General features: G+C 55.6%; 21 protein-coding genes. 1 reads left to right on the forward strand and 20 read right to left on the reverse strand.

Annotated elements, in window-relative coordinates:
- Positions 1-103 precede the first annotated feature (103 nt).
- Complete coding sequence (locus tag M493_RS10430) at positions 104-976, forward strand: YitT family protein (RefSeq protein ID WP_023817666.1); 873 nt, start codon at positions 104-106, stop codon at positions 974-976.
- 112 nt (positions 977-1088) lie between these two features.
- Here M493_RS10430 and ypjB read toward each other — a convergent pair whose 3' ends face one another.
- From ypjB to aroC, 20 genes are all read right to left on the reverse strand, one after another.
- Positions 1089-1877: a sporulation protein YpjB gene (ypjB, locus tag M493_RS10435; RefSeq protein WP_020960302.1), complete on the reverse strand. Its 789-nt coding sequence runs from the start codon at positions 1875-1877 to the stop codon at positions 1089-1091.
- A gap of 103 nt (positions 1878-1980) precedes the next feature.
- Positions 1981-2592, reverse strand: coding sequence for a DUF1405 domain-containing protein (locus M493_RS10440; RefSeq protein WP_020960303.1), 612 nt, complete (start codon positions 2590-2592; stop codon positions 1981-1983).
- Positions 2593-2670: 78 nt separating this feature from the next.
- Positions 2671-3435, reverse strand: a complete 765-nt coding sequence (locus M493_RS10445) for a menaquinol-cytochrome c reductase cytochrome b/c subunit (RefSeq protein WP_020960304.1) — start codon at positions 3433-3435, stop codon at positions 2671-2673.
- 50 nt (positions 3436-3485) lie between these two features.
- Positions 3486-4160, reverse strand: a complete 675-nt coding sequence (gene qcrB / locus M493_RS10450; RefSeq protein ID WP_020960305.1) for a menaquinol-cytochrome c reductase cytochrome b subunit — start codon at positions 4158-4160, stop codon at positions 3486-3488.
- 3 nt (positions 4161-4163) lie between these two features.
- A complete protein-coding gene (gene qcrA, locus M493_RS10455) occupies positions 4164-4673 on the reverse strand; it encodes a menaquinol-cytochrome c reductase iron-sulfur subunit (RefSeq protein ID WP_020960306.1) in 510 nt (169 codons plus the stop codon).
- A 144-nt stretch (positions 4674-4817) separates the two neighbouring features.
- Positions 4818-5276, reverse strand: coding sequence for a YpiF family protein (locus M493_RS10460; RefSeq protein ID WP_020960307.1), 459 nt, complete (start codon positions 5274-5276; stop codon positions 4818-4820).
- 85 nt (positions 5277-5361) lie between these two features.
- The gene (locus M493_RS10465; RefSeq protein ID WP_020960308.1) at positions 5362-5895 is read right to left on the reverse strand and encodes a ReoY family proteolytic degradation factor; all 534 of its coding nucleotides are present in this window, start codon (positions 5893-5895) and stop codon (positions 5362-5364) included.
- 56 nt (positions 5896-5951) lie between these two features.
- Positions 5952-7208, reverse strand: a complete 1257-nt coding sequence (locus M493_RS10470) for a tetratricopeptide repeat protein (protein WP_020960309.1) — start codon at positions 7206-7208, stop codon at positions 5952-5954.
- Positions 7209-7497: 289 nt separating this feature from the next.
- The gene (gene aroA / locus M493_RS10475; protein ID WP_020960310.1) at positions 7498-8781 is read right to left on the reverse strand and encodes a 3-phosphoshikimate 1-carboxyvinyltransferase; all 1284 of its coding nucleotides are present in this window, start codon (positions 8779-8781) and stop codon (positions 7498-7500) included.
- 27 nt (positions 8782-8808) lie between these two features.
- The gene (locus M493_RS10480) at positions 8809-9912 is read right to left on the reverse strand and encodes a prephenate dehydrogenase (protein ID WP_020960311.1); all 1104 of its coding nucleotides are present in this window, start codon (positions 9910-9912) and stop codon (positions 8809-8811) included.
- Between the two features lie 87 nt (positions 9913-9999).
- On the reverse strand, positions 10000-11097 hold the full coding sequence (gene hisC, locus M493_RS10485) for a histidinol-phosphate transaminase (RefSeq protein ID WP_020960312.1): 1098 nt from the start codon (positions 11095-11097) through the stop codon (positions 10000-10002).
- 31 nt (positions 11098-11128) lie between these two features.
- Positions 11129-11944: a tryptophan synthase subunit alpha gene (trpA, locus tag M493_RS10490; RefSeq protein ID WP_200865265.1), complete on the reverse strand. Its 816-nt coding sequence runs from the start codon at positions 11942-11944 to the stop codon at positions 11129-11131.
- Entirely contained in the window at positions 11919-13133 is a 1215-nt protein-coding gene (trpB, locus tag M493_RS10495; RefSeq protein WP_020960314.1) for a tryptophan synthase subunit beta, read from the reverse strand. Before trpB ends, trpA begins: the two co-directional genes overlap by 26 nt.
- 135 nt (positions 13134-13268) lie before the next feature.
- Positions 13269-13931, reverse strand: a complete 663-nt coding sequence (locus M493_RS10500) for a phosphoribosylanthranilate isomerase (RefSeq protein ID WP_020960315.1) — start codon at positions 13929-13931, stop codon at positions 13269-13271.
- Positions 13918-14694 carry an indole-3-glycerol phosphate synthase TrpC gene (gene trpC / locus M493_RS10505; RefSeq protein ID WP_020960316.1) on the reverse strand — a complete coding sequence of 259 codons (777 nt, stop codon included), beginning with the start codon at positions 14692-14694 and terminating at the stop codon, positions 13918-13920. Before trpC ends, M493_RS10500 begins: the two co-directional genes overlap by 14 nt.
- Positions 14687-15706: an anthranilate phosphoribosyltransferase gene (gene trpD, locus M493_RS10510; RefSeq protein ID WP_020960317.1), complete on the reverse strand. Its 1020-nt coding sequence runs from the start codon at positions 15704-15706 to the stop codon at positions 14687-14689. Before trpD ends, trpC begins: the two co-directional genes overlap by 8 nt.
- Positions 15700-17226: an anthranilate synthase component I gene (gene trpE / locus M493_RS10515; protein WP_020960318.1), complete on the reverse strand. Its 1527-nt coding sequence runs from the start codon at positions 17224-17226 to the stop codon at positions 15700-15702. Before trpE ends, trpD begins: the two co-directional genes overlap by 7 nt.
- Positions 17227-17456: 230 nt before the next feature.
- Entirely contained in the window at positions 17457-17837 is a 381-nt protein-coding gene (gene aroH, locus M493_RS10520; protein ID WP_020960319.1) for a chorismate mutase, read from the reverse strand.
- Positions 17834-18934 carry a 3-dehydroquinate synthase gene (aroB, locus tag M493_RS10525; protein ID WP_041267771.1) on the reverse strand — a complete coding sequence of 367 codons (1101 nt, stop codon included), beginning with the start codon at positions 18932-18934 and terminating at the stop codon, positions 17834-17836. Before aroB ends, aroH begins: the two co-directional genes overlap by 4 nt.
- A gap of 2 nt (positions 18935-18936) precedes the next feature.
- Positions 18937-20103, reverse strand: coding sequence for a chorismate synthase (aroC, locus tag M493_RS10530; protein ID WP_020960321.1), 1167 nt, complete (start codon positions 20101-20103; stop codon positions 18937-18939).
- Between the last annotated feature and the right edge of the window lie 16 nt (positions 20104-20119).

Raw genomic sequence — 20119 nt, forward strand, 5'->3', positions numbered from 1 at the left:
TTTCGTCGGCCGCCAATTCAGCCCGTTTTCGGCCATGATTGCCTGTGCAGACAAGTTCCTCTATAATGAAGACGCCGACTATTTTTGCGGACGGAGGGACGATATGATTTTCGGCTTAAAGGTGAAAAACAGTTTGTTTATTTTGCTTGGTGCCGCTATTTTCGCCTTCGGACTCGTTCATTTCAATATGCAAAACAATTTAGCGGAAGGCGGTTTTACGGGCATCACCCTTCTTCTTTATTTTTTGTTTGGTTTTGACCCGGCCGTCACCAACTTGGCGCTGAACATCCCGCTCTTTTTTGTCGGCTGGAAGCTGCTCGGCCGCCAGACGTTTCTTTATACCGTTCTCGGTACTGTCGCTGTTTCTATGTTTTTATCCATTTTTCAACGCTATATGATTCATATGCCACTGCGGCATGATATGACGCTCGCGGCACTGTTTGCCGGGGTGTTCATCGGCGTCGGCCTCGGCATCATTTTCCGCTACGGCGGCACGACCGGGGGCGTCGACATTATCGCCCGCCTCGTCTATAAATATAAAAGCATCAGCATGGGCAAAACAATGTTTGCCTTTGATGCCGCCGTCATTACATTGTCGCTTCTTCTTTACCTTTCGTACCGCGAGGCGATGTATACGTTAGTCGCCGTCTTCATCGCCGCCCGAGTCATTGATTTTATGCAAGAGGGCGGCTACGCGGCGAAAGGGGCGACGATCATCTCAGAAAAAAGCGAGGAAATCGCGAATCGCATTTTGACGGAAATGGAACGTGGCGTCACCGTATTAAAAGGACGCGGCTCATATACGAAACGCGATCGCGACGTCTTATATTGCGTCGTCGCCAAAAACGAGCTGCCACGCTTAAAAAACGTCATTATGTCCGTCGACCCGCACGCCTTTGTCGCGGTCACCGATGTGCACGATGTGCTCGGCGAAGGATTTACGCTTGATGAACAAAAACGGCCGCTTGAGCAATAAAAGCCAAAACAGCGCTCGCATAGACGACATATTCCCACGCTTGCCGGATGTCATGCGGCCGGCAAAATGAAAAGGAGGGGAAACCATCTCCCCTCCGAACGCCAGTTGGCATCTATTCTTCCGGCTGCCGCGTCCGCTTTTCTTCCTTTTCGCCTTTGTACTTCCGCCAACCGACATACGTCAGCGTCAACACGATCACTCCGCCGGTCGAAATCATCACCCAAATGAGCGACGGGTCGGCTTCGTCTTTTTTCACCCCGTCAAACAGCGCCTCGACATCGCGGCGCGCGGCGGCAAGCCGCTCGCGTTGCTCGCTTTTGGCAAGCTGCCAAAACGAGGCGGCCTGCAGCGCTTCAAGATTGCTGTCAACCTTTTTAGCTGCTTTCGGCGGCACATCGATTTTCACACTCGGCTCAATTAATGTATAACGGTCAATAAACTGGCGAAAGGCAGCCTCATATGCCTCCCTTTCCCCACGTTCCGCCGCTTGTTCCATCGCGGCGAGCGCCTCCATGAGAGCCGGCTCCATCTCTGACCAGAGCGGCTGATACGTCGATTGGACGGCGTCGACTACAAGACGGAACTGTGCGAGAGCAGCAATTTTGTCCTCTTCCGGAATCGATGCTGTCATGGCCTTTACCGCATGTTCGTGCGTCACAGTCACCGCCCTCAGCTCGTCAGCCGATTTCAACCGTTCCCTCGCCCCAAGGGCGAAAAACCGCTCAGAAAAATAAAGGAGTACGTCTTTGGCTTCAGTAAAACGCTCATTTTTTCCCAATTGCAGCGCCTCGTCGGAAATGTCGTCAAGCTGTTCCCACTCATTCGTTTGTCCGGCCGCGCCAACGGGCGCTGGCCATAAAAAGGCGAGCGATAACAACATGGCCAGCCCGATTCGTTTCATCATCGTCCCTCCCTCATTCACTATTACAATGTATGAAGGAGTGGACAAGAGTAGACCAAGCAACTGCCATCAAGCCGCAGCCCAAATTGTTCTTCCTTTGCGCCTATTCCACCGCTGTCCGGGAGGGAGGAAAAAACGGCTGCCGCTGCACGCGGATGCCGAGCCAATACGCAACAGCGATGGAAGCCATGCTCAGCCAGAACGTAAAATAGCCGATTTGGCCAGCATAATCGGCCAACATATGATAGCGCGGCATCATGCCAAACACGTAATCGATGACGTCATTATGCAGCGTCCAAACCGCCGCCAAGGCGAGATGAACGGGGCGAAACCGGTAAAGCGGGGCGTACAGCATGCCTTCGACCGCCATAGCTCCGTGTGAAACGATGAGCATCCATCCCGCCCAATCGAGCGTTCCGGTGACACGCCAAACGAGCACGTTCATGACAACCGCCCAAATCCCGTATTTGACAAGTGTCACAAGTGCCAGCGCTTCAAACAGCGGCACCCGCCGGCCAGCCAGCCAAGCGCCGAGGACGATGAGAAAAAAAAGGCTCGCCGTCGGGCTGTCGGGAACAAAGGGCAAAAAGACAGGCGGTGTGTCCGCAAGCTGATAGCGGTACCAATAATAGCCGTAAACAGTGCCGGCGGCGTTGACGATCAACAGCAGCCAAACAACCGGCCGAGAGGCGAATATCGCATAAATCCATGCCATCGTTTGCACCTCGTCTCCATTCAATGTGGGCACGAAAAAAGCTGACTAACGCGAGTCAGCTTTTCCGTGACGGAACGATTATTCCGCTTTTAAGCCGGCGATGAATTCCGCCATTTTTTTCAACTCTTCATCCGTGCCTTTGAAAATGCCGGCCGGCATGCTGCCTTGCCCTTCCTTGGCGATTTTCGCAATCTCCTCCGGCGTCAAACCGGTGCCGATGAGCGACGGACCGGCGCCTCCGGATAAGTTTTGCCCATGGCATGACGTACACGTATTCGCCTGAGCGATTTTGTACCCTTCGGCGTTCGTATCAATTTCCACTTCCGCACGAATTTTCCCTTGCTCGGCCGCCTTCTTCCAGTCATGCGTGACGACCGACTCCCATGTCAAATAAACGATCGAAGCGAGCGCCAACAGCATCATCCCGGTCGCGACCGGGCGCTTCCATGGACGGCGCTGCGGGCCGCGGTCCAAAAACGGCGCCAGCAGCAAAGCGGCAAACGCCAAGCCCGGCATGACGATCGCGCCGATAACCGTATACGGACCGGACGCGTACGAATATTTGAGCAATTGGTATAAGAACAAGAAATACCAGTCAGGCAGCGGCACATACGTCGTGTCCGTCGGGTCGGCGATTCTCTCAAGCGGCGACGGGTGGGCGACCGTCAGGCATAAAAAACCGACGAGAAAGACCGAACCGACAAGCCATTCCTTCAACAGGAAGTTCGGCCAAAACACTTCCGTTTTCCCGGGGTATTCCGAATAGTCCTTCGGAATATTCGGTTTTCTTACCGCGGGAATACGGGAATCGCCGACGAACTTCATTCCTTTTCCGCGATGCATTGCGTGATTCCCTCCTTTTTTCTATCGCCTCAGAACGTTCAGCCGACCGATCATAGCGGACCGGAAATGCCTTGTCTGCGAATCATTAAAAAGTGCGCTGCCATCAAGCCGAGCAAAGCGGCCGGCAAGAAGAAGACATGAATCGCAAAGAACCGCGCCAGCGTTTGGGCGCCGACAATTTCCGGATCCCCGGCCAGCAACGTTTTGATCGCCGGACCGATGAGCGGCGTCGCTTCCGCGATTTGCAGACCGACTTTTGTCGCGAACAGCGCTTTCATATCCCACGGCAACAAGTAGCCGGTAAAGCCGAGACCCATCATGACCATGAAGATTAACACGCCGACGATCCAGTTCATCTCGCGCGGCTTTTTATACGCTCCTTGGAAAAAGACGCGCAGCGTATGTAAAAACATCATGACGATGACGAGGCTCGCCCCCCAGTGATGCATGCCGCGCACGATTTGGCCGAACGCCACTTCATTTTGCAAGTAGTAGACCGATTCCCACGCATTTTTAATGTCCGGGACGTAATACATCGTCAAAAACATCCCAGACAAAATTTGAATAACCGTGACAAAAAACGTCAGCCCGCCAAAACAGTAGACAAAGGCGGAAAAATGATGGGCCGGGTTGACATGTTCCGGAACTTCGTGATCGGCAATATCCCGCCATAAAGGCGTAATATCCAAGCGTTCATCAACCCAGTCATACAGCTTGTTTAACACGCGTTACGCCTCCCCTCTTGGTTTCGCTTTGCCTAAATACAGCTTCCCGTCTTTCACTTGATACTCATAGCGATCCAGTGGGTGCATCGGCGGCGTCCCCGGAACGTTCGTGCCATCTTTCGTATAGAGCCCGTAGTGGCATGGACAGAAAAAGTGGTTCGGATGCTTTTTATCCGTATTCCAGTCGACCGTACAGCCAAGGTGTTTACAAATCGGCGACAGAGCGATGATATCGCCTTTTTCATCCTTGTACACCCAAGCTGATCTCGGCTCTTCCGACTCGTACCAAGCGTCTTTCACCTTCACCTTAAAGTCAAAGCGCTTTGGTTCCGTCGTCAGCTCTTTGACGTCCGCTACCGCGACCATATCCGTACCTGCCGTATCTTTCAAGATCGGGTCGAAAGCAAAGCGGAGCATCGGCATGAGCATCCCGGCTGCCATGAAGCCGCCGACGCCGGTCAGCGTGTAGTTTAAAAATTGACGTCTCGTTACGCGATGTTTGTTGTCGCTCATCGTTTTCCCCCCTCTATGCAAAGTCAAGTCCACACCGGACAGTTGTATGTATAACACATATGGAAAACTAGGACATTCTAATGATAGCTCAATTGCTGGACAAGGTCAATATCACAAACGGCAAAACGTGGGACTTTGCTTTGCCTAGTCTTTCGTCCAGCGGTTGACGAAAAAGCGGATGAGCTCGGCCGCCTGCCCATGGACGAGCTCATGCTTATACGACTCGTCCATGCTCTCGAGCGGAACGGCGGGAACAAGCCAAACGCGGTCGGCTTTCGCCGCCTCCTCTTGCCACGCCCGGTCACACGTCACGTAAAACACATGCTTCATCCCCTCCTGTTCAAGCCGGCTTGTCCAATCTGCCAGCCGCTCTGCCAGCGATGCCCGCGGCTCGTCGGCAAAATACACAAACGCCGGCAGCAAAAAGACACGGCCTCTCAGCTGCCGCTCAGCCTCGGCGGCCACGAGCCCGACAAGCTCCCCGCCGGAAGCAAGCCGTCTCGCCCCTTGACGAATTGACACCGGCAAAAGCGGAATAAGCGCCGTATCAATATAGTCGCGCTCTTTTTCGTAGGTGGCGACGTCCCCGCTTGTCCATTTCATCGTTACTCCCCTTTGCCATAAAGTTTGTTCCTTATCACCTTACCATATTTTTCGGCAAAAGAAAAACCTTGCCTGCGGCAAGGTGTTACAATTTGTTCAGCTCATCGGTCAGCCGGCGGAACGCCTCTTCATCATGGCGGTCGAGCGCCTCATCGATCAGTTTCATCAGCCGTGCGCGCCGAAACTCATAAATGGACCGTTCCAAAAATTGCTCGGCGAGGCGTTGATCGTTTTCGCTCACCTGCGCTTGTTTTGGCGCGTACGGATTTTCCTCAAGCACAGCGACATATTGCGGCGAATGAAAAGAAGCGCGAAAATTAAGCTGGATGTAAATGTCTTCGTCACGGTTCAAACGGATATCATGGAATGATTTCTCCGCATCGGTTGTCATCACATTTCCTTTGTAAAAACGAAACGGCACATCATCGACACAATGGGTCGACATCACAATGCCGCGCGGGCAATATTGGGCGTTCTCGACAAAATGCACCTTTTGCATCAACTGATCATGGCTCATTAAATAGTTTAAAATCCAGACGCATTCGCGCCGCTTCAGCTGGTAGTGGCTTAAAAACCAACGGATAAACTCTTTTTTTTCATTGACGGATACGTACGTCATTATGCGCTTCCCCCTCTATCGGTTTCCAAGAAAGAGGTTCGATCACCGCTTCTCCCCTACTCCTCGAGCCCAAGCAACATCTCGGCCGCTTCCGCATGGCCCGGGTCGAGAGCAACGATTTGTTGAAATATTTCTCTCGCTCCGGCCCGATTTCCTTCCTCGATGAGAAAATATCCGTACTCTTCGAGAAAATCGACGTTATACTTAAAGAAATTATATGCCTCAGCGTAATGGTTTAATGCATCGTCATACATCTCCAACCGGTGTTTGGCGCGCCCTAAATCCCACTCAAACTGCGGATCGTACTCGCCGTCGGCCATCGCCCGCTCGAGGAGCGACACGACCTCCTCATAGCGCTGCTCATGAAGCCAAAGCGCCGATAACGCCGTCAGCGCTTCAACATAGCCGCCATCGATTTCAAGCGCCTTTTTCAGCTGTTTTTCCGCTTCGGCCGGTTTGTTGAGTTTCAGCGCAAGCTTACCGGCGTAAAGGCGAAGCTCTTTGTTCCATTCATCAATGCGGATTCCTTCGTGCGCTGTTTCATAGCTCTTTCGAAGCTGCCCTTCCTGTTCATATGCCTTCGCCAAATATAAGTAAAGAGGGGTGTAGTCCGGATCAAGTTCTTTTAAGGCGCTGAGCTTGTCGATGGCCGTTTGCACATAACCGGCCTGCAAAGCGGTGAACCCGTAAGCGAACAGCGTCCGGCTGTCCGTTTTTTGCTCAAGCGCCTTCTCATAATGCGGAAGGGCCGCCTCAAACTCTCCGATGCGGCTGAGCGCCTCGGCAAGCCGTTCGGCAACGAGAACACCGGCCATCTCGCGCACATTTTTTTGCACTTGTTCGTAAAACGGCACACTTTTCGCATATTCACCGAGCGAAAAATACAATTCAGCCAAGGCGAATTGAACAACAGGCTCATCGGGGGCCTTTTTATACGCTTGACGGAGCTTTTGCTCGCTCACTTCCGCCAACCCTTGCATTTCATATAAATCAGCGGCGAGCAAGCACGCCCGGACAAACTGCGGATCGTCTTCGCCGACCTCAGCCAAAATGGCGAGCGCTTCCTCTTCAGCCTCAAGCTCGGTATACACTTCCGCCAAAAACAAGCGGACATCGCCATCGTCCGGGTAGCGGACGGCCAACTCCTCAAGCAGCTCTTTGGCCTCTTCCGGCATTCCCCATGCATACAAGCAATCAGCAAGCGCATATTTCTCTTCGTCGTTTCCGTATTTTTTCACCTTTGGCACAAGCGCCAACGCTTGATCAATATTTCCACTTTCTACTAGGTGAATGATTTGTTCAACACGTGTCATGCTCGCCAACCTCTCTTATAACGGCAGATCCGTTGCCTGGCGGGACGGCATGGCCGCCCCCACGCTGCCCGACTATTTATGTATTGCTGCAACGGGATAACTTAATCATAATCAACAATGGCCGTTTCAGCAACCGAACCGCTCGCCGCGCTCGTACGCCGTCTCAGCCGGGTTCAGCAAATGTATCCGCTTTCAAAAAGAACGGAGAAGCCGGTCCGCTTATTGACAACATATGAAGGAACAAGGCAAAATATGACCGCCCGCCCGCTTGGGGCGGGGGCGTTTGAGGCTACAGCAAAGAACGAAGATCAGCAAAAAAGGTTGGATAGGAGACCGCGACCGCTTCCGGACGCTCGAGGCGGATTTCTCCTTTCGCACAGCAGGCGGCGATGGCAAGCATCATGCCGATCCGGTGATCCCCGTGGCTGTCAACCACAATCCGATCAGCTACAAGCGGCGTTTTGCCGCGGATGATCATCCCGTCATCGGTCGCTTCAATATCGGCGCCAAATTTTTTCAGCTCGGTGACAACGGTATCGATCCGGTTTGTTTCTTTCACTTTCAATTCACTGGCATCTTTAATGACGGTTGTCCCTTCCGCCTGCGTTGCCAATAAGGCCATGATGGGGATTTCATCGATCAGCCTTGGAATCAAGTCGCCGCCAATTTCCACAGCTTGGAGCGCCGATGTCCGAATCGTGATATCGCCGACTGGTTCCGTATCTTCATGGCGGACATGTTCGATCGTCATGTCAGCCCCCATTTGTGTGAGCACATCGATAATACCGGTCCGCGTCGGATTTAAGCCGACATTTTTCAGCGTAATTTCGCTGTTTGGTACAATGGCGCCGGCTACAAGGAAAAAAGCGGCCGATGAAATATCACCGGGAACGTAAATGTGTGTCCCGCATAAAGACTGCGGGCCGGCCACCGAGATGGTTAAGCCGTCGATGTTCACTTCACCGCCAAACAGCCGGATCATTCGCTCTGTATGGTCGCGCGAACGGTGCGGTTCAGTAACAGACGTCACCCCGTCGGCAAACAAGCCGGCGAGCAAAATGGCCGATTTCACTTGGGCGCTCGCCACCGGCGAGGTGTAGTGGAGCGGACGAAGCTCCCCGCCGCGGATCGCAAGCGGTGTATAATTGCCCCCATCGCGCCCGTCAATGTGCGCACCCATCTCACGAAGCGGCTTCGTCACCCGCGCCATGGGCCGTTTGGCAATTGACTCGTCGCCAACAAGGCAAGTGTGAAACGGCTGGCCGGCCAAAATGCCAAGGAGCAGGCGCGCCGTTGTACCGGAGTTGCCGACATCAAGCACTGCACTTGGCTCGCGAAGCCCACCGGGCCCCGCCCCTTCAACCGTGACATGCGTCCCGTCCTGGCGAATGTCGACGCCAAGTTTGCGGAAACAATCGATCGTGCTTAAACAATCGGCCCCGGGCAGAAAGTGATCAATGACCGTCCGGCCGGAAGCGAGCGCCCCAAGCATGACGGCGCGGTGGGAAATCGATTTGTCGCCGGGCACTTCAAGCGTCCCCCGGAGCGATGACACGTTCGTTGGCAGCTGCATGCAACATCCCTCCACTGTTTTTCGTTGCTATCCTTCATATGTCGCATAGTTCGTATGCTTGGCGAGGCACGCTTTCGCCCGCGCCCGATCCTCTTCGCTTTGGAAACTGAGGCGAAGCACCCCGTAAATTTCCTCGCGCGTCTCGATAATGCGAATATTTGTAATGCTGATGTTTTCCTCGGCCAAATAGCCGGTCACTTCGGAAATGACGCCCGGGTAGTCGGGTACGTCAACATACAAATCGTAAAACGACGGAATCGCCCCTTTTGTCCGCACCGGCAATCCGTCGCGAAATTGTTTTGCTTCAAGAAAGTAATGATAAATGGCGATGCTGTTTTCCTCCTCGACAAACGAGCGCAGCCGTCCCATTTCAGCGATCCAGCGGTCAAAAAGCGCGAGCAGCTCGCACTTATTATGGATAAAAATGTCGCGCCACATTTCTGGATTGCTTGACGCGATGCGGGTAATATCACGGAAACCGCCGGCTGCGAGCCGGCTGACGAGGGCGTTCTCGTTTTCATACTCACGCGCCTGATGGACAAGACTTGCTGCAATCAAGTGCGGAAAATGGCTGATCACCCCGGTGATGCGGTCATGCTGTTCCGGCGTTAAGACGACAAACTGTGCTTTCGTTCCGGAAAGCCATTGTTTCAGCCGCCCGATCTGCTGCGGCGGCACGCTGTCCGTCGGCGTCAAAATGTAAAAGGCGTTTTCAAACAAATGCGCGCGCGCCGCGGCTACACCGCTTTTATGCGACCCGGCCATCGGATGGCCGCCGATAAAGGCCACGCCGTGATCCAAAAGGCGGCGGGCGCCTTGAACGATGCGCTGCTTCGTGCTGCCGACATCGGTGACGATGGCGCCGCGTTTTAGCCGCTCAAGCGGCATGGACAAAAGCAACGCCTCCGTCTGCATGACCGGGGTGGCGAGAACAATCAAATCGGCCTGTTCGAGCCCGTCTTCTACGGAATGGACGGCTTCATCAATCACTTTGAGTGAGCGTGCCAAACCGAGCTGATGGCTGTTGACGTCATAGCCGATGATCACTGCCTCTGGATGCGCCTTTTTAATGGCTAACGCAATCGACCCGCCGATCAAACCGAGACCGACAACAAACACGTTTCCTTGCAACCGTCCCACCTTCTTTATGTAAAAATGTACCCGCTGCTTGCCGCAAGCAACGGGCTGGCCTTCCCGACCGGTCCGCCGTCAAACCGGTCAGGCGAGCTGTTTTTCGCGAAGCATGTGCGAAATCGTTTCAAGCACCCGGTCGTTTTGCTCTTTCGTGCCGACGGTGATGCGCACGCCGGTCGGCAAACCGAGCGCCCGGCCGGAGCGGACGATAATGCCCCGCTCGAGCAAATATTGGAACACCTCATCGCCGTCAATGCCGAAGTCGATAAACAAAAAGTTCGTTTGCGACGGATAGTACTTCAGACCGTGTTCCGCGCAAAAGCGGTAATACCGCTCCAACTCGGCATGGTTTTGTTCGACGCAGGTGCGGATGAACGCCTGGTCATCAAGGGCGGCCGCCGCGGCCGCTTGGGCGACGGTCGACGTGTTAAACGGCTCGCGAGCCGGTTCAACAGCGCGGATGAGCGCCTCGCTGGCGATGCCGTAGCCGACGCGGAGCGCGGCGAGCCCGTACGCCTTCGAGAACGTGCGCATAATGACAAGCTGTTCGTATTCGTGTAAGAGCGGCACGGTTTGTGGATAGTCGGCCGCAGTCGCGTATTCGTAATACGCCTCGTCCAAGACAACCAGCACGTGCGGCGGCACGCGATCCAAAAAAGCGCGCAGCTCCGCTTCATTTACATATGTGCCTGTCGGGTTGTTCGGGTTGCAAATCCACACAATGCGCGTGTTTTCGTCGACGGCGTTAAGCATCGCCTCCAAATCATGGCGCCCATCGACAAGCGGCACTTCGCGCACTTCGGCCCGCTCGATGACCGCGTTATGGCGGTATTGAGGAAACGTTGGCGTCGCCATCACCGTGTTCGTGCCCGGCTCCAAAAAGGCGCGGCAAAAAATTTGCACGACCTCATCCGAGCCGTTGCCAAACAAAAGCTGCGTTTCCTTGACGCTAAGATGCTTCGCCACCTTTTCGCGCAGCGTGCGCGCATAGCCGTCCGGGTAGACGGCAAGGCGGTCAAGCTCAGCGGTGATGGCGGACTTCGCCGCCGGCGACGAGCCGTACGGATTTTCATTGGAAGCGAGTTTGATAATATCCGAAAGGCCGTATTCCCGCTTCACTTCCTCAATCGATTTTCCCGGCTGGTACGGGGGAAGCCCCCGAAGTTGCTCCTTCACTTGCATGAATATCGCCAACTCCTTTAAGTCGGAACTTTTAGCGCGAAGAACACGGCGCGTGAAGCGGCGCGGCGAGCGAACGGGCATAGGCGGCAAACTCGGCGAGGGCCGCTTCCTTTTCTTCCGGCGCCAACAGACGTTCAGCAAGCCGTTCCACTTTTTGGACGAGCGCGCTGCCGACGATGACGCCGTCACACACCTCTTTCAGCATGGCCACTTGTTTCGGTGTCGAAATGCCAAATCCGACGGCGACCGGAACGCGGCTATGCCGTTTTACTTCCTCTAGGAAATCGCCGAGCGATTCCGGCAATGTCTCGCGTACGCCGGTGACGCCAAGCGAGGAAACGCAATACAAAAACCCTTGCGCCGCTGAGGCGATCCGCTCGATCCGCTGCTTTGACGTCGGGGCGACGAGCGAAATAAGCGGAAGGCCGAACCGCTCGCCAAGCGCCCGGAGCGGGCCGCTCTCCTCAAACGGCAAATCGGGAATGAGCACGCCGTCGGCGCCATTTTCCCGCGCTAAAGCAAAAAAGGGTTCTTCTCCTAATTGTAACACAGGATTGTAATACGTAAAGAGAATAATCGGAATGGTTACCCCTTTTTTTCGCATCTCGGCGACAAGCCGAATGGCTTTCGGCAGCGTCATGTTCCCGGCGAGCGCCCTTGCGGCGGCGCGCTGGATCGTCGGCCCGTCGGCGAGCGGATCGGAATACGGCACGCCAAGTTCCAAAACGTCAGCGCCGGCGTCTTGCAGCGCCAAAGCGAGGTCAACGGTCAAGTCGGCGGACGGGTCCCCGGCAACGATAAACGGGATAAACAGCGGTCGATCAGCGGGCAGTTGCAATGTCTTCACCTTCCTTCGCACCGAGATGGCGCATCATCGTTTGCACGTCTTTATCGCCGCGGCCGGACAGGCAAATGAGCACCGTTTCATCCGGCGACATCCCTCGGGCGAGCTCGACGGCTTTCGCCACGGCATGGGCTGATTCGATGGCCGGAATGATGCCTTCGGTTTGCGCCAGCAGCTGAAACGCAGCGACCGCTTCCGCATCAGTCACGCTTTCATAGCAAACGCGGCCGATGCTCGCTAAATACGCATGTTCCGGGCCGACGCCGGGGTAGTCGAGGCCGGCCGAGATCGAATACGGCTCGACAATTTGCCCGTATTCGTCCTGCAACAAGTATGTCATCGCCCCGTGGATGACGCCTTTTGTTCCTTTCGTAATCGTCGCCGCATGGTGCGGGGTGTCAACACCTTTGCCGGCCGCTTCCACGCCGACGAGACGGACGTCATCTTGCAAAAACGGATAAAACATGCCGATGGCGTTGCTGCCGCCGCCAACGCAAGCGACAACGACATCCGGCAGACGCCCTTCGCGGGCGAGAAACTGTTCTTTTGCCTCATCGCCAATGATGCGCTGAAACTCGCGCACCATTTTCGGGTACGGATGCGGACCGACCACCGAGCCGATCATGTAAAAATGGTCGTCGCAATGGGCGACCCAATAGCGAATCGCCTCATTCGTCGCATCTTTTAACGTCCGGTTGCCGCTTAACACCGGTACGACTTCGGCGCCGAGCAGCTTCATGCGAAAGACGTTCAACTCTTGCCGCTGAATGTCCTCTTCCCCCATAAAGACGATGCAGTCCATGCCGAAATGGGCCGCCACGGTCGCAGCCGCCACTCCATGCTGACCGGCGCCGGTTTCGGCGATCAGCTTTTTCTTGCCCATCCGTTTCGCCAAAAGCGCCTGACCGATGGCGTTGTTAATTTTATGGGCGCCGGTATGGTTTAAATCTTCGCGCTTTAAATAAATTTTCGCGCCGCCGAGCTGCCGTGTCAAATTCGGCGCAAACGTCAGCGGGGTCGGCCGTCCGGAGTAATGCTGCAAAATATGAATATATTCCTGCCTGAACGACTCATCAGCGAGCGCTTTGTCCAGTTCGGTTTCAATTTCCTCAAGCGGAAGCATGAGCGTCTCCGGGACAAACTTGCCGCCGAAATCACCAAATCGGCCGCGCTCATTCGGAACGTGTTCCATCATCAAAGCCACCTTCTTTTTCCGAGAATCAACATAATATTGCGCAATATTGCGCATTCAGGGCGGAGGAAGGGCGGCATGTGCTTGTCCGTTGGCGGTGCAGCGTCGCTGCGCCGCCGAGGCACGTCACACCTTTTAACGCCCTTCCCATGCTGTTTCTTGAGAACATTGTTTGATTTTTGCTTCAATCTGCTTCATCTTGGCCGGGTCTTTGCGCCCGTCCGTTTCAATGCCGCTGCTAATGTCGATGCCGGTGGGACGATAGGCGAGCAGCCGTTCGACATTGTCCGGCGTGATGCCGCCGGCGATAAAGCACGGCACGCCTTGGCGCGCCGCCTCTTCCAAATAGCGCGGCACCGCCTCCCAGTCAAAGGAGACACCTGTCCCTCCCCACGCGCCGGCGACGCGACTGTCGACAACGTAGCCGTCAACAATTCCGGCGTATTGCCGCATGGCGTCAAGCGCCCCGCTGCCGTGATGAATCGCCTTCCAAGCCGGCAGGCCGGTCACCTCTTTGACCGCTTGCAGCTCCGCTGGCGTTTCCCGGCCATGGCATTGGATGATATGAAGCGGCACGGCAGCGGCCACAGCAGCGATTTGCTCCGCCGCGGCATTGACGAACACTCCAACAAGCTGTTTGCCGCCAAGCGGCGCTGACGCCAGCCAGCGCCTCACCTCCTCAGGCGAAACGTTCCGCTTGCTTTCAGCGAAAATAAAGCCAAGATAATCAGCTCCACTCGCGAGCGCGATTTGCACATCATCTGCCGAGCGGTTGCCGCAATATTTAAGCCGGACCATTGCCATCATCCTCTCCGAACAGCCGGTATACCGCCCGCTCAACATCGGCTTGGCGCATGAGCGACTCGCCGACAAGCATCGCCTGTGCCCCATATGAACGGACCGTCTGCACATCATTGTATGAACCGATCCCGCTTTCGCTGACGATGACGCACGACGGCGGAATGAGGGAAGCGAGTGTTTTTGTCGCCTCAAGTGTTGTAATAAACGTGTGCAAATCGCGGTTGTTAATGCCGACTACTTCCGGCGTAAACCGATCTAACACGCGCTCTAGTGTCTCTTTCGCATGCACTTCTACTAAGCATTCAAGCCCGATGCTGTACGCCTCGTCGTAGAGCGCTTTGAGCGTTTCCGTCGGCAGCGCTTCGCCGATCAATAAAATCGCATCCGCCCCAAGCCGGGCGCTTTCTTCCACTTGCCGGCGGTCAATGATGAAATCTTTGCGCAGCACCGGAATGTTTACGGTTTCTTTCACGAGGCGCAAATAGTCGCGGTGCCCTTGAAAATAGCGTTCATCCGTCAACACGCTGATCGCATCGGCCCCGGCGCGCTCGTACGCCTTAGCGATGGCCGCCGGATCAAAATCAGCGCGGATGAGACCTTTTGACGGCGACGCTTTTTTCACTTCAGCGATCAGGCCGAGCGCCCGCCGCGGCCGGCGTAGCGCCGCGGCAAACGGACGACGCTTCGGCTCCGGCAACGGTTCAGGCATGGTCAACGTTTCCATCTCTTCCCGTTTGGTTGCTAAAATTTGCTCAAGCACCGTGGATCACTTCCTTTACACGCAGACGCTGCAGCTGTTCGTACGCCGTTTTGGACAAAATGGCGTCCTTCGCCATCGCCACCCCATCGGCGATCGTCCCGGCCTTGCCGGCCGCGTACAAGGCGACGCCGGCGTTTAAGGCGACGATATTCATGGCGCTCGCCGGCGCCGTTGCGGTCATGACCGCTTCAAGCAATGCGGCGCTTTCTTCCGGATTACGCACTTGCACATCAGCGAGCTCACCGCGCGGCAACCCGACTTCTTCCGGTGTGATCACAAAGCGGCGGATCTCCCCACCTTTCAACTCAACAACATCGGTTTCTGCAGCAATGCTGCACTCATCAAGCCCGTCGCGGCCGGTGACGAACAGCACATGTTCCGAACCGAGACGGCGCATCGTTTCCGCCAATTTCTCGGCGTAGCGGGTCGAATAGACACCGACGACTTGCCGCTTGCAACGCGCCGGATTGGCGAGCGGACCGATCAAGTTAAAAACGGTGCGAAAGCCGATTTCTTTTCGCGGCCCGCTGGCATGTTTCATGGCTGCATGATACAAGGGGGCGAACAAAAACGTTAACCCTTTCGTTTCCAACGCCTGTTTGGCAGCGTCCGGCGACGATTGAATGTCAATGCCGAGCCGCTCAAGCACGTCAGCGCTGCCGCTTTTTGACGAGACAGCGCGGTTGCCGTGTTTGGCAACTTTGACGCCGAGCGAGGAAATAACGATCGCCGCGGCTGTTGAAACGTTGAACGTCGCCGCTCCGTCGCCGCCTGTGCCACACGTGTCAATCACATCATTGCCGACATCAATCGCCATCATCCGGTCACGCATTGCCCGCACAAACCCTGTCAGTTCATCGATTGTCTCCCCACGCAGGCGCAGCATCGACAACAAACTCGCGATTTGGCTGTCTGTCGCCTCTCCATCCATGACGGCGGCCATCGCCTCATATGCTTCTTCTTCTGTCAACGTTTTCCCTTCTGCACATTTGGAAAGCAGCCGTTTTAACATACGATCCTCTCCCCTTTAGCCAATAATCGTTCCGCTTGTTCAATGGCGTTCATTAAGGCGCTTGCTTTATTGCGCGTCTCTTTCCACTCAAGTTCCGGGACGGAGTCGGCGACGATGCCGGCGCCGGCCTGCACGTATACATAGCCATCTTTGAGAACCGCCGTCCGAATGGCGATGCACGAATCAATATTGCCGTCAAAGCCGATGTACGCGATCGCCCCGGCGTACAACCCGCGGGCGGTCGGCTCAAGCTCTTGTAAAATTTGCATTGCCCGCACTTTCGGTGCTCCGCTCACCGTCCCGGCCGGGAAAGCGGCGAGCAGCGCATCGATCGGGTGGACGTCATCATTGAGCTCGCCGACGACTTTCGAAATTAAATGCATCACGTGGGAAAATTTTCCGATTTCCATTAAGACCGGCGTCTTGACAGTTCCATATTTTGCTACGCGGCCGATATCATTGCGTGCCAAATCGACGAGCATATAATGCTCGGCCCGTTCCTTCGGGTCATTGGACAGCTCATCGGCGAGCTTCTCGTCCTCTTCCGGCGACCGCCCGCGCCGCCTCGTTCCGGCGATCGGATCGATTTCAACACGTCGGTTGCGCACTTGGATGAGCTTTTCCGGAGAACTGCCGACAATTTCGATATCATCAAACCGGAAATAAAACATGTATGGCGACGGATTAATATGGCGAAGCAGCCGATAGACGGCAAAGCCGCCCGCGCGAACCGGCATGCAAAAGCGCTGCGACAAGACCACTTGAAACACATCACCGGCCGCAATATACTGTTTTGCCGTTTCTACGTCTTGCAAAAATTGTTCTTTTTCATAATTTGACACAGCTTCGGCAAACGAGACGATCCGCCCGGCTTCCCCCTCTGCCGGCAGCAGCGGCTGCTCGATTCGAGGGCGCACCGCCTTCGCCGCCAGTGCGGCGAGGCGTTGCTCGGCAGCGCGGTACATCTCTATTTTCTCATGCACCGTTTCATGACCCTTCAACCGGATATAATGGATGAGCGACAACTCACGCTTTTCGTGGTCAAAAGCGAACAGCGACTCACAAAATACGAAATACCCGGCTTTCACAGCTAGATCGCGAGCACGATGACGGGGAACTTTTTCAATGGCGGAAATAAAGTCATAGCCTAAAAAGCCGACTGCACCGCCCGTAAACGGCACCGTTTCGGCGAGCGGCTTGACGCGAAGCGTCTGCTCAACCGCTTGAAACGCCTCTTTCAACGTCGACGCCGCCATTTGCTCGTTTCCGTTTTCGTCTTTGAGCAAAAACGTTTCCCCTGTCTCGCTCTCAAGCGTCAAAAACGGCGCTACGCCGATAAACGAATAGCGCGCCCACGGCGACTCGTCATCTTTGCTTTCAAGCAAAAACACAGCCTCATCATGCAAGTTGGCAAATACTCCAAGCGGTTCAATAACATCGGCTAAAAATTTGCGCACAATCGGGATGGTGCGAAACTCGTTGGCATCCGCTAAAAAAGCGGCCAGCCTATCGATGGACATCCCTTCTCCTCCCCTCATGATCAATGGGCGGAGAATGAGGGTTTATGAGGCGGAAATGGGGAAAGAAAACGCCCAAAGACAGCCGTCTTTGGGCAGATGTCAGCGAATGGAAACCAACGCTCACCTCAGCTAAACTCGCTCATTCTCATCTACCCTACACTCGTTCTCAGCTCTTGCTCTGCTTCTTCCAGCCCCATCCGTCGGCGGGCAAAGAAGTTATTTTAACTATATTACATTTCTGTTTTTTTTGTCAACGATAAATCCGGGCGCAGCACGGCCGCATCCTTTAAGTACACATGGCAAATCTCCTCTTGCTTTTTCTCTGTCGCCACCGTCATCATGACGCGAATGCAGCGCGGCAATGAGCCGGGCACCGGAATTTCTCTTGTGCACATGACCGGCACGTACGTCCAGCCGTCAATCCGGCGCAGCGCTTGCGCCGGAAACGCGGCGGTGATGTCATCGGTAACGGAAATGAGCACAAACGAAACGTCGTCGGCGACGACCCCGTTCGCCTGAATCATTTCGCGCACGAGCGCTTCCGTTGCGGCCACAATCTCTTCAGCCTCATTTCGCTCAACCGTAATTGCTCCGCGAATGCCGCGAATCATCGTCCTCCCCCCTGTCCGGCAAACTTCTCCAACCACGCGAGCAGCTTGTCGTCTTCGAGTTCCACGACTTCGACATCGCCGATCTCGCGCAAGAGCACCATTCGCACCGTCCCGGCGTACGCTTTTTTGTCGCCTTTCATTTTCTCAAGCAGCCGGCCGGCTTCCACCGTTGCCGGCAGCGACACCGGAAACCCGTACCCGGCAAACCAGTCGGCGAAGCGGTGCTCGGCAAACGAGCGGCCATAAAGCCGTTCGCTGACAAACACGGCAAACAGCATGCCGATCGCAACCGCCTCGCCGTGCGTAAGCGTGCCGTAGCCGAGTTCACTTTCAAGCGCATGACCGAGCGTATGGCCGAAATTCAAATGGGCGCGCACCCCGGTTTCTTTTTCATCTTCGCGCACGACGGACGCCTTAATGTCGATGCCTTTTTCAATGCAGTAAGCGAGTTTCTCCCCTTGCAAATCGGCGAGCGTCTTCACTTCCGCCCGCAGCCAGTCGTAAAAGCGGCGGTCGCGGATGAGCGCATGCTTGATGACTTCGGCAAATCCCGACCGGAGCTCGCGCTCAGGCAGCGTGCGCAAAAAAGCCGTATCATACACAACCGCTTCCGGTTGATGGAAGGCGCCGATCATATTTTTGCCAAGCGGATGGTTGATCGCTACTTTGCCGCCGACGGCGCTGTCATGAGCCAAAAGTGTCGTCGGCATTTGAATGTATCGGATGCCGCGCATATAAGTGGCCGCGACAAAGCCGGCTAAATCGCCGACGACGCCGCCGCCAAGCGCAATCATGACCGAGCGGCGGTCAAGGCCGCACTGAAGCGCCGCCGTCTGGCAGGCGTAATAGTTGTCAAACGACTTCGCCGCCTCGCCGCTTGGAATGATGTAGGCGTACACGTCATAATCAGCGGCGGCAAGCATGGCACGCACCTCATCCAAATAAAGAGGCGCCACTGCATCGTCGGTGACAATAAACAGTTTCGTCCCCGGCGGGCAGGCAAGCGCCCGAAGGAGGCGCGGCAATGCGCGGGCCGCCCCGTCGCCTAAAAGGAGCGGATATTGCTTTGTTGCCGTTTCAATCGTCCGTTCGATCATCATTAAAACTCCCTTGCGTAGCGGCGGGCGCGCTCAATGTTTTCTTTGATCAAGTCGATCCGGTCTTGCCCGAACTGACTGACGATCGCTGCCGCCACTTCCCAGGCGACGACCGCCTCAGCGACGACGCTCGCCGCCGGCACCGCGCAGCTGTCCGAGCGCTCAATGCTCGCCGTAAACGGTTCTTTCGTGTCGATGTCGACGCTCTCAAGCGGCTTGTACAACGTCGGAATCGGCTTCATCACCCCGCGCACGACGATTGGCATCCCGGTCGTCATCCCGCCTTCAAAGCCGCCCGCCCGATTCGTCCGGCGCGAAAAACCTTGGTCCGGGCTCCAAATAATTTCATCGTGCACTTCGCTTCCCGGGCGATGCGCCGCTTCAAATCCGATTCCGAACTCGACGCCTTTAAAGGCGTTAATGCTGACGATGGCCGCAGCGATTTTCGCATCGAGCTTCCGGTCGTAATGGACGTAGCTGCCGACCCCGGCCGGAACGCCTTCGACGATCACTTCAACGATGCCGCCGATCGAATCGCCGTTTTTCTTCGCCAAATCGATTGCTTCCATCATTTTTTGCCCCGCCTCGGCATCAAAACAGCGCACCGGTGATTCCTCCGTCACTGCCTGCAATTCATCAAGCGAGCGGTAATCAAGCTTCTCGGCGCGCACCCCGCCGATTTCTAGCACATGTCCGGCGACGCGGATGCCGACCTCTTCCAAAATGCGTTTCGCCACCGCTCCGGCGGCTACGCGCACCGTCGTTTCCCTTGCTGACGAGCGCTCGAGCACATTGCGCATATCGCGATGCCCGTATTTCAAAGCCCCGTTTAAATCAGCGTGGCCCGGGCGCGGGCGCGTCACTTTCCGCTTTACTTCCGTCTCGTCATCAATCGGCCCGACGGCCATAATCGTTTGCCAATGTTGAAAATCGCGGTTCTCGACAACGAGGGCAATCGGCGAGCCGAGCGTTTGGCCGTGCCGGACGCCGCCGACGATTTTGACCTCATCTTTTTCAATTTGCATGCGCCGGCCGCGCCCATACCCTTTCTGTCGACGCGCCAGCTCTTTATTAATATGCTCAGCCCGAAGCTCGAGCCCGGCCGGCACCCCCTCCAAAATAGCCGTCAATTGCGGCCCGTGCGACTCCCCTGCCGTCAAATAACGCATGTGTGTCTCTCCCTTC

The sequence above is a fragment of the Geobacillus genomosp. 3 genome (genome assembly GCF_000445995.2).
In the GTDB taxonomy this organism is placed as follows: Bacteria; Bacillota; Bacilli; order Bacillales; family Anoxybacillaceae; genus Geobacillus.

Bases quoted from the DNA above. Each gene is read 5' to 3' on its own strand.
- M493_RS10430 (WP_023817666.1), top strand. From the start codon at position 104: ATGATTTTCGGCTTAAAGGTGAAAAACAGTTTGTTTATTTTGCTTGGT.
- ypjB (WP_020960302.1), bottom strand. From the start codon at position 1,877: ATGAAACGAATCGGGCTGGCCATGTTGTTATCGCTCGCCTTTTTATGG.
- M493_RS10440 (WP_020960303.1), bottom strand. From the start codon at position 2,592: ATGGCATGGATTTATGCGATATTCGCCTCTCGGCCGGTTGTTTGGCTG.
- M493_RS10445 (WP_020960304.1), bottom strand. From the start codon at position 3,435: ATGCATCGCGGAAAAGGAATGAAGTTCGTCGGCGATTCCCGTATTCCC.
- qcrA (WP_020960306.1), bottom strand. From the start codon at position 4,673: ATGAGCGACAACAAACATCGCGTAACGAGACGTCAATTTTTAAACTAC.
- M493_RS10460 (WP_020960307.1), bottom strand. From the start codon at position 5,276: ATGAAATGGACAAGCGGGGACGTCGCCACCTACGAAAAAGAGCGCGAC.
- M493_RS10465 (WP_020960308.1), bottom strand. From the start codon at position 5,895: ATGACGTACGTATCCGTCAATGAAAAAAAAGAGTTTATCCGTTGGTTT.
- M493_RS10470 (WP_020960309.1), bottom strand. From the start codon at position 7,208: ATGACACGTGTTGAACAAATCATTCACCTAGTAGAAAGTGGAAATATT.
- aroA (WP_020960310.1), bottom strand. From the start codon at position 8,781: ATGCAGCTGCCAACGAACGTGTCATCGCTCCGGGGGACGCTTGAAGTG.
- hisC (WP_020960312.1), bottom strand. From the start codon at position 11,097: ATGCAAGTGAAGGAGCAACTTCGGGGGCTTCCCCCGTACCAGCCGGGA.
- trpB (WP_020960314.1), bottom strand. From the start codon at position 13,133: ATGGAACACGTTCCGAATGAGCGCGGCCGATTTGGTGATTTCGGCGGC.
- M493_RS10500 (WP_020960315.1), bottom strand. From the start codon at position 13,931: ATGGTCCGGCTTAAATATTGCGGCAACCGCTCGGCAGATGATGTGCAA.
- trpD (WP_020960317.1), bottom strand. From the start codon at position 15,706: ATGTTAAAACGGCTGCTTTCCAAATGTGCAGAAGGGAAAACGTTGACA.
- trpE (WP_020960318.1), bottom strand. From the start codon at position 17,226: ATGTCCATCGATAGGCTGGCCGCTTTTTTAGCGGATGCCAACGAGTTT.
- aroH (WP_020960319.1), bottom strand. From the start codon at position 17,837: ATGATTCGCGGCATTCGCGGAGCAATTACGGTTGAGCGAAATGAGGCT.
- aroB (WP_041267771.1), bottom strand. From the start codon at position 18,934: ATGATCGAACGGACGATTGAAACGGCAACAAAGCAATATCCGCTCCTT.
- aroC (WP_020960321.1), bottom strand. From the start codon at position 20,103: ATGCGTTATTTGACGGCAGGGGAGTCGCACGGGCCGCAATTGACGGCT.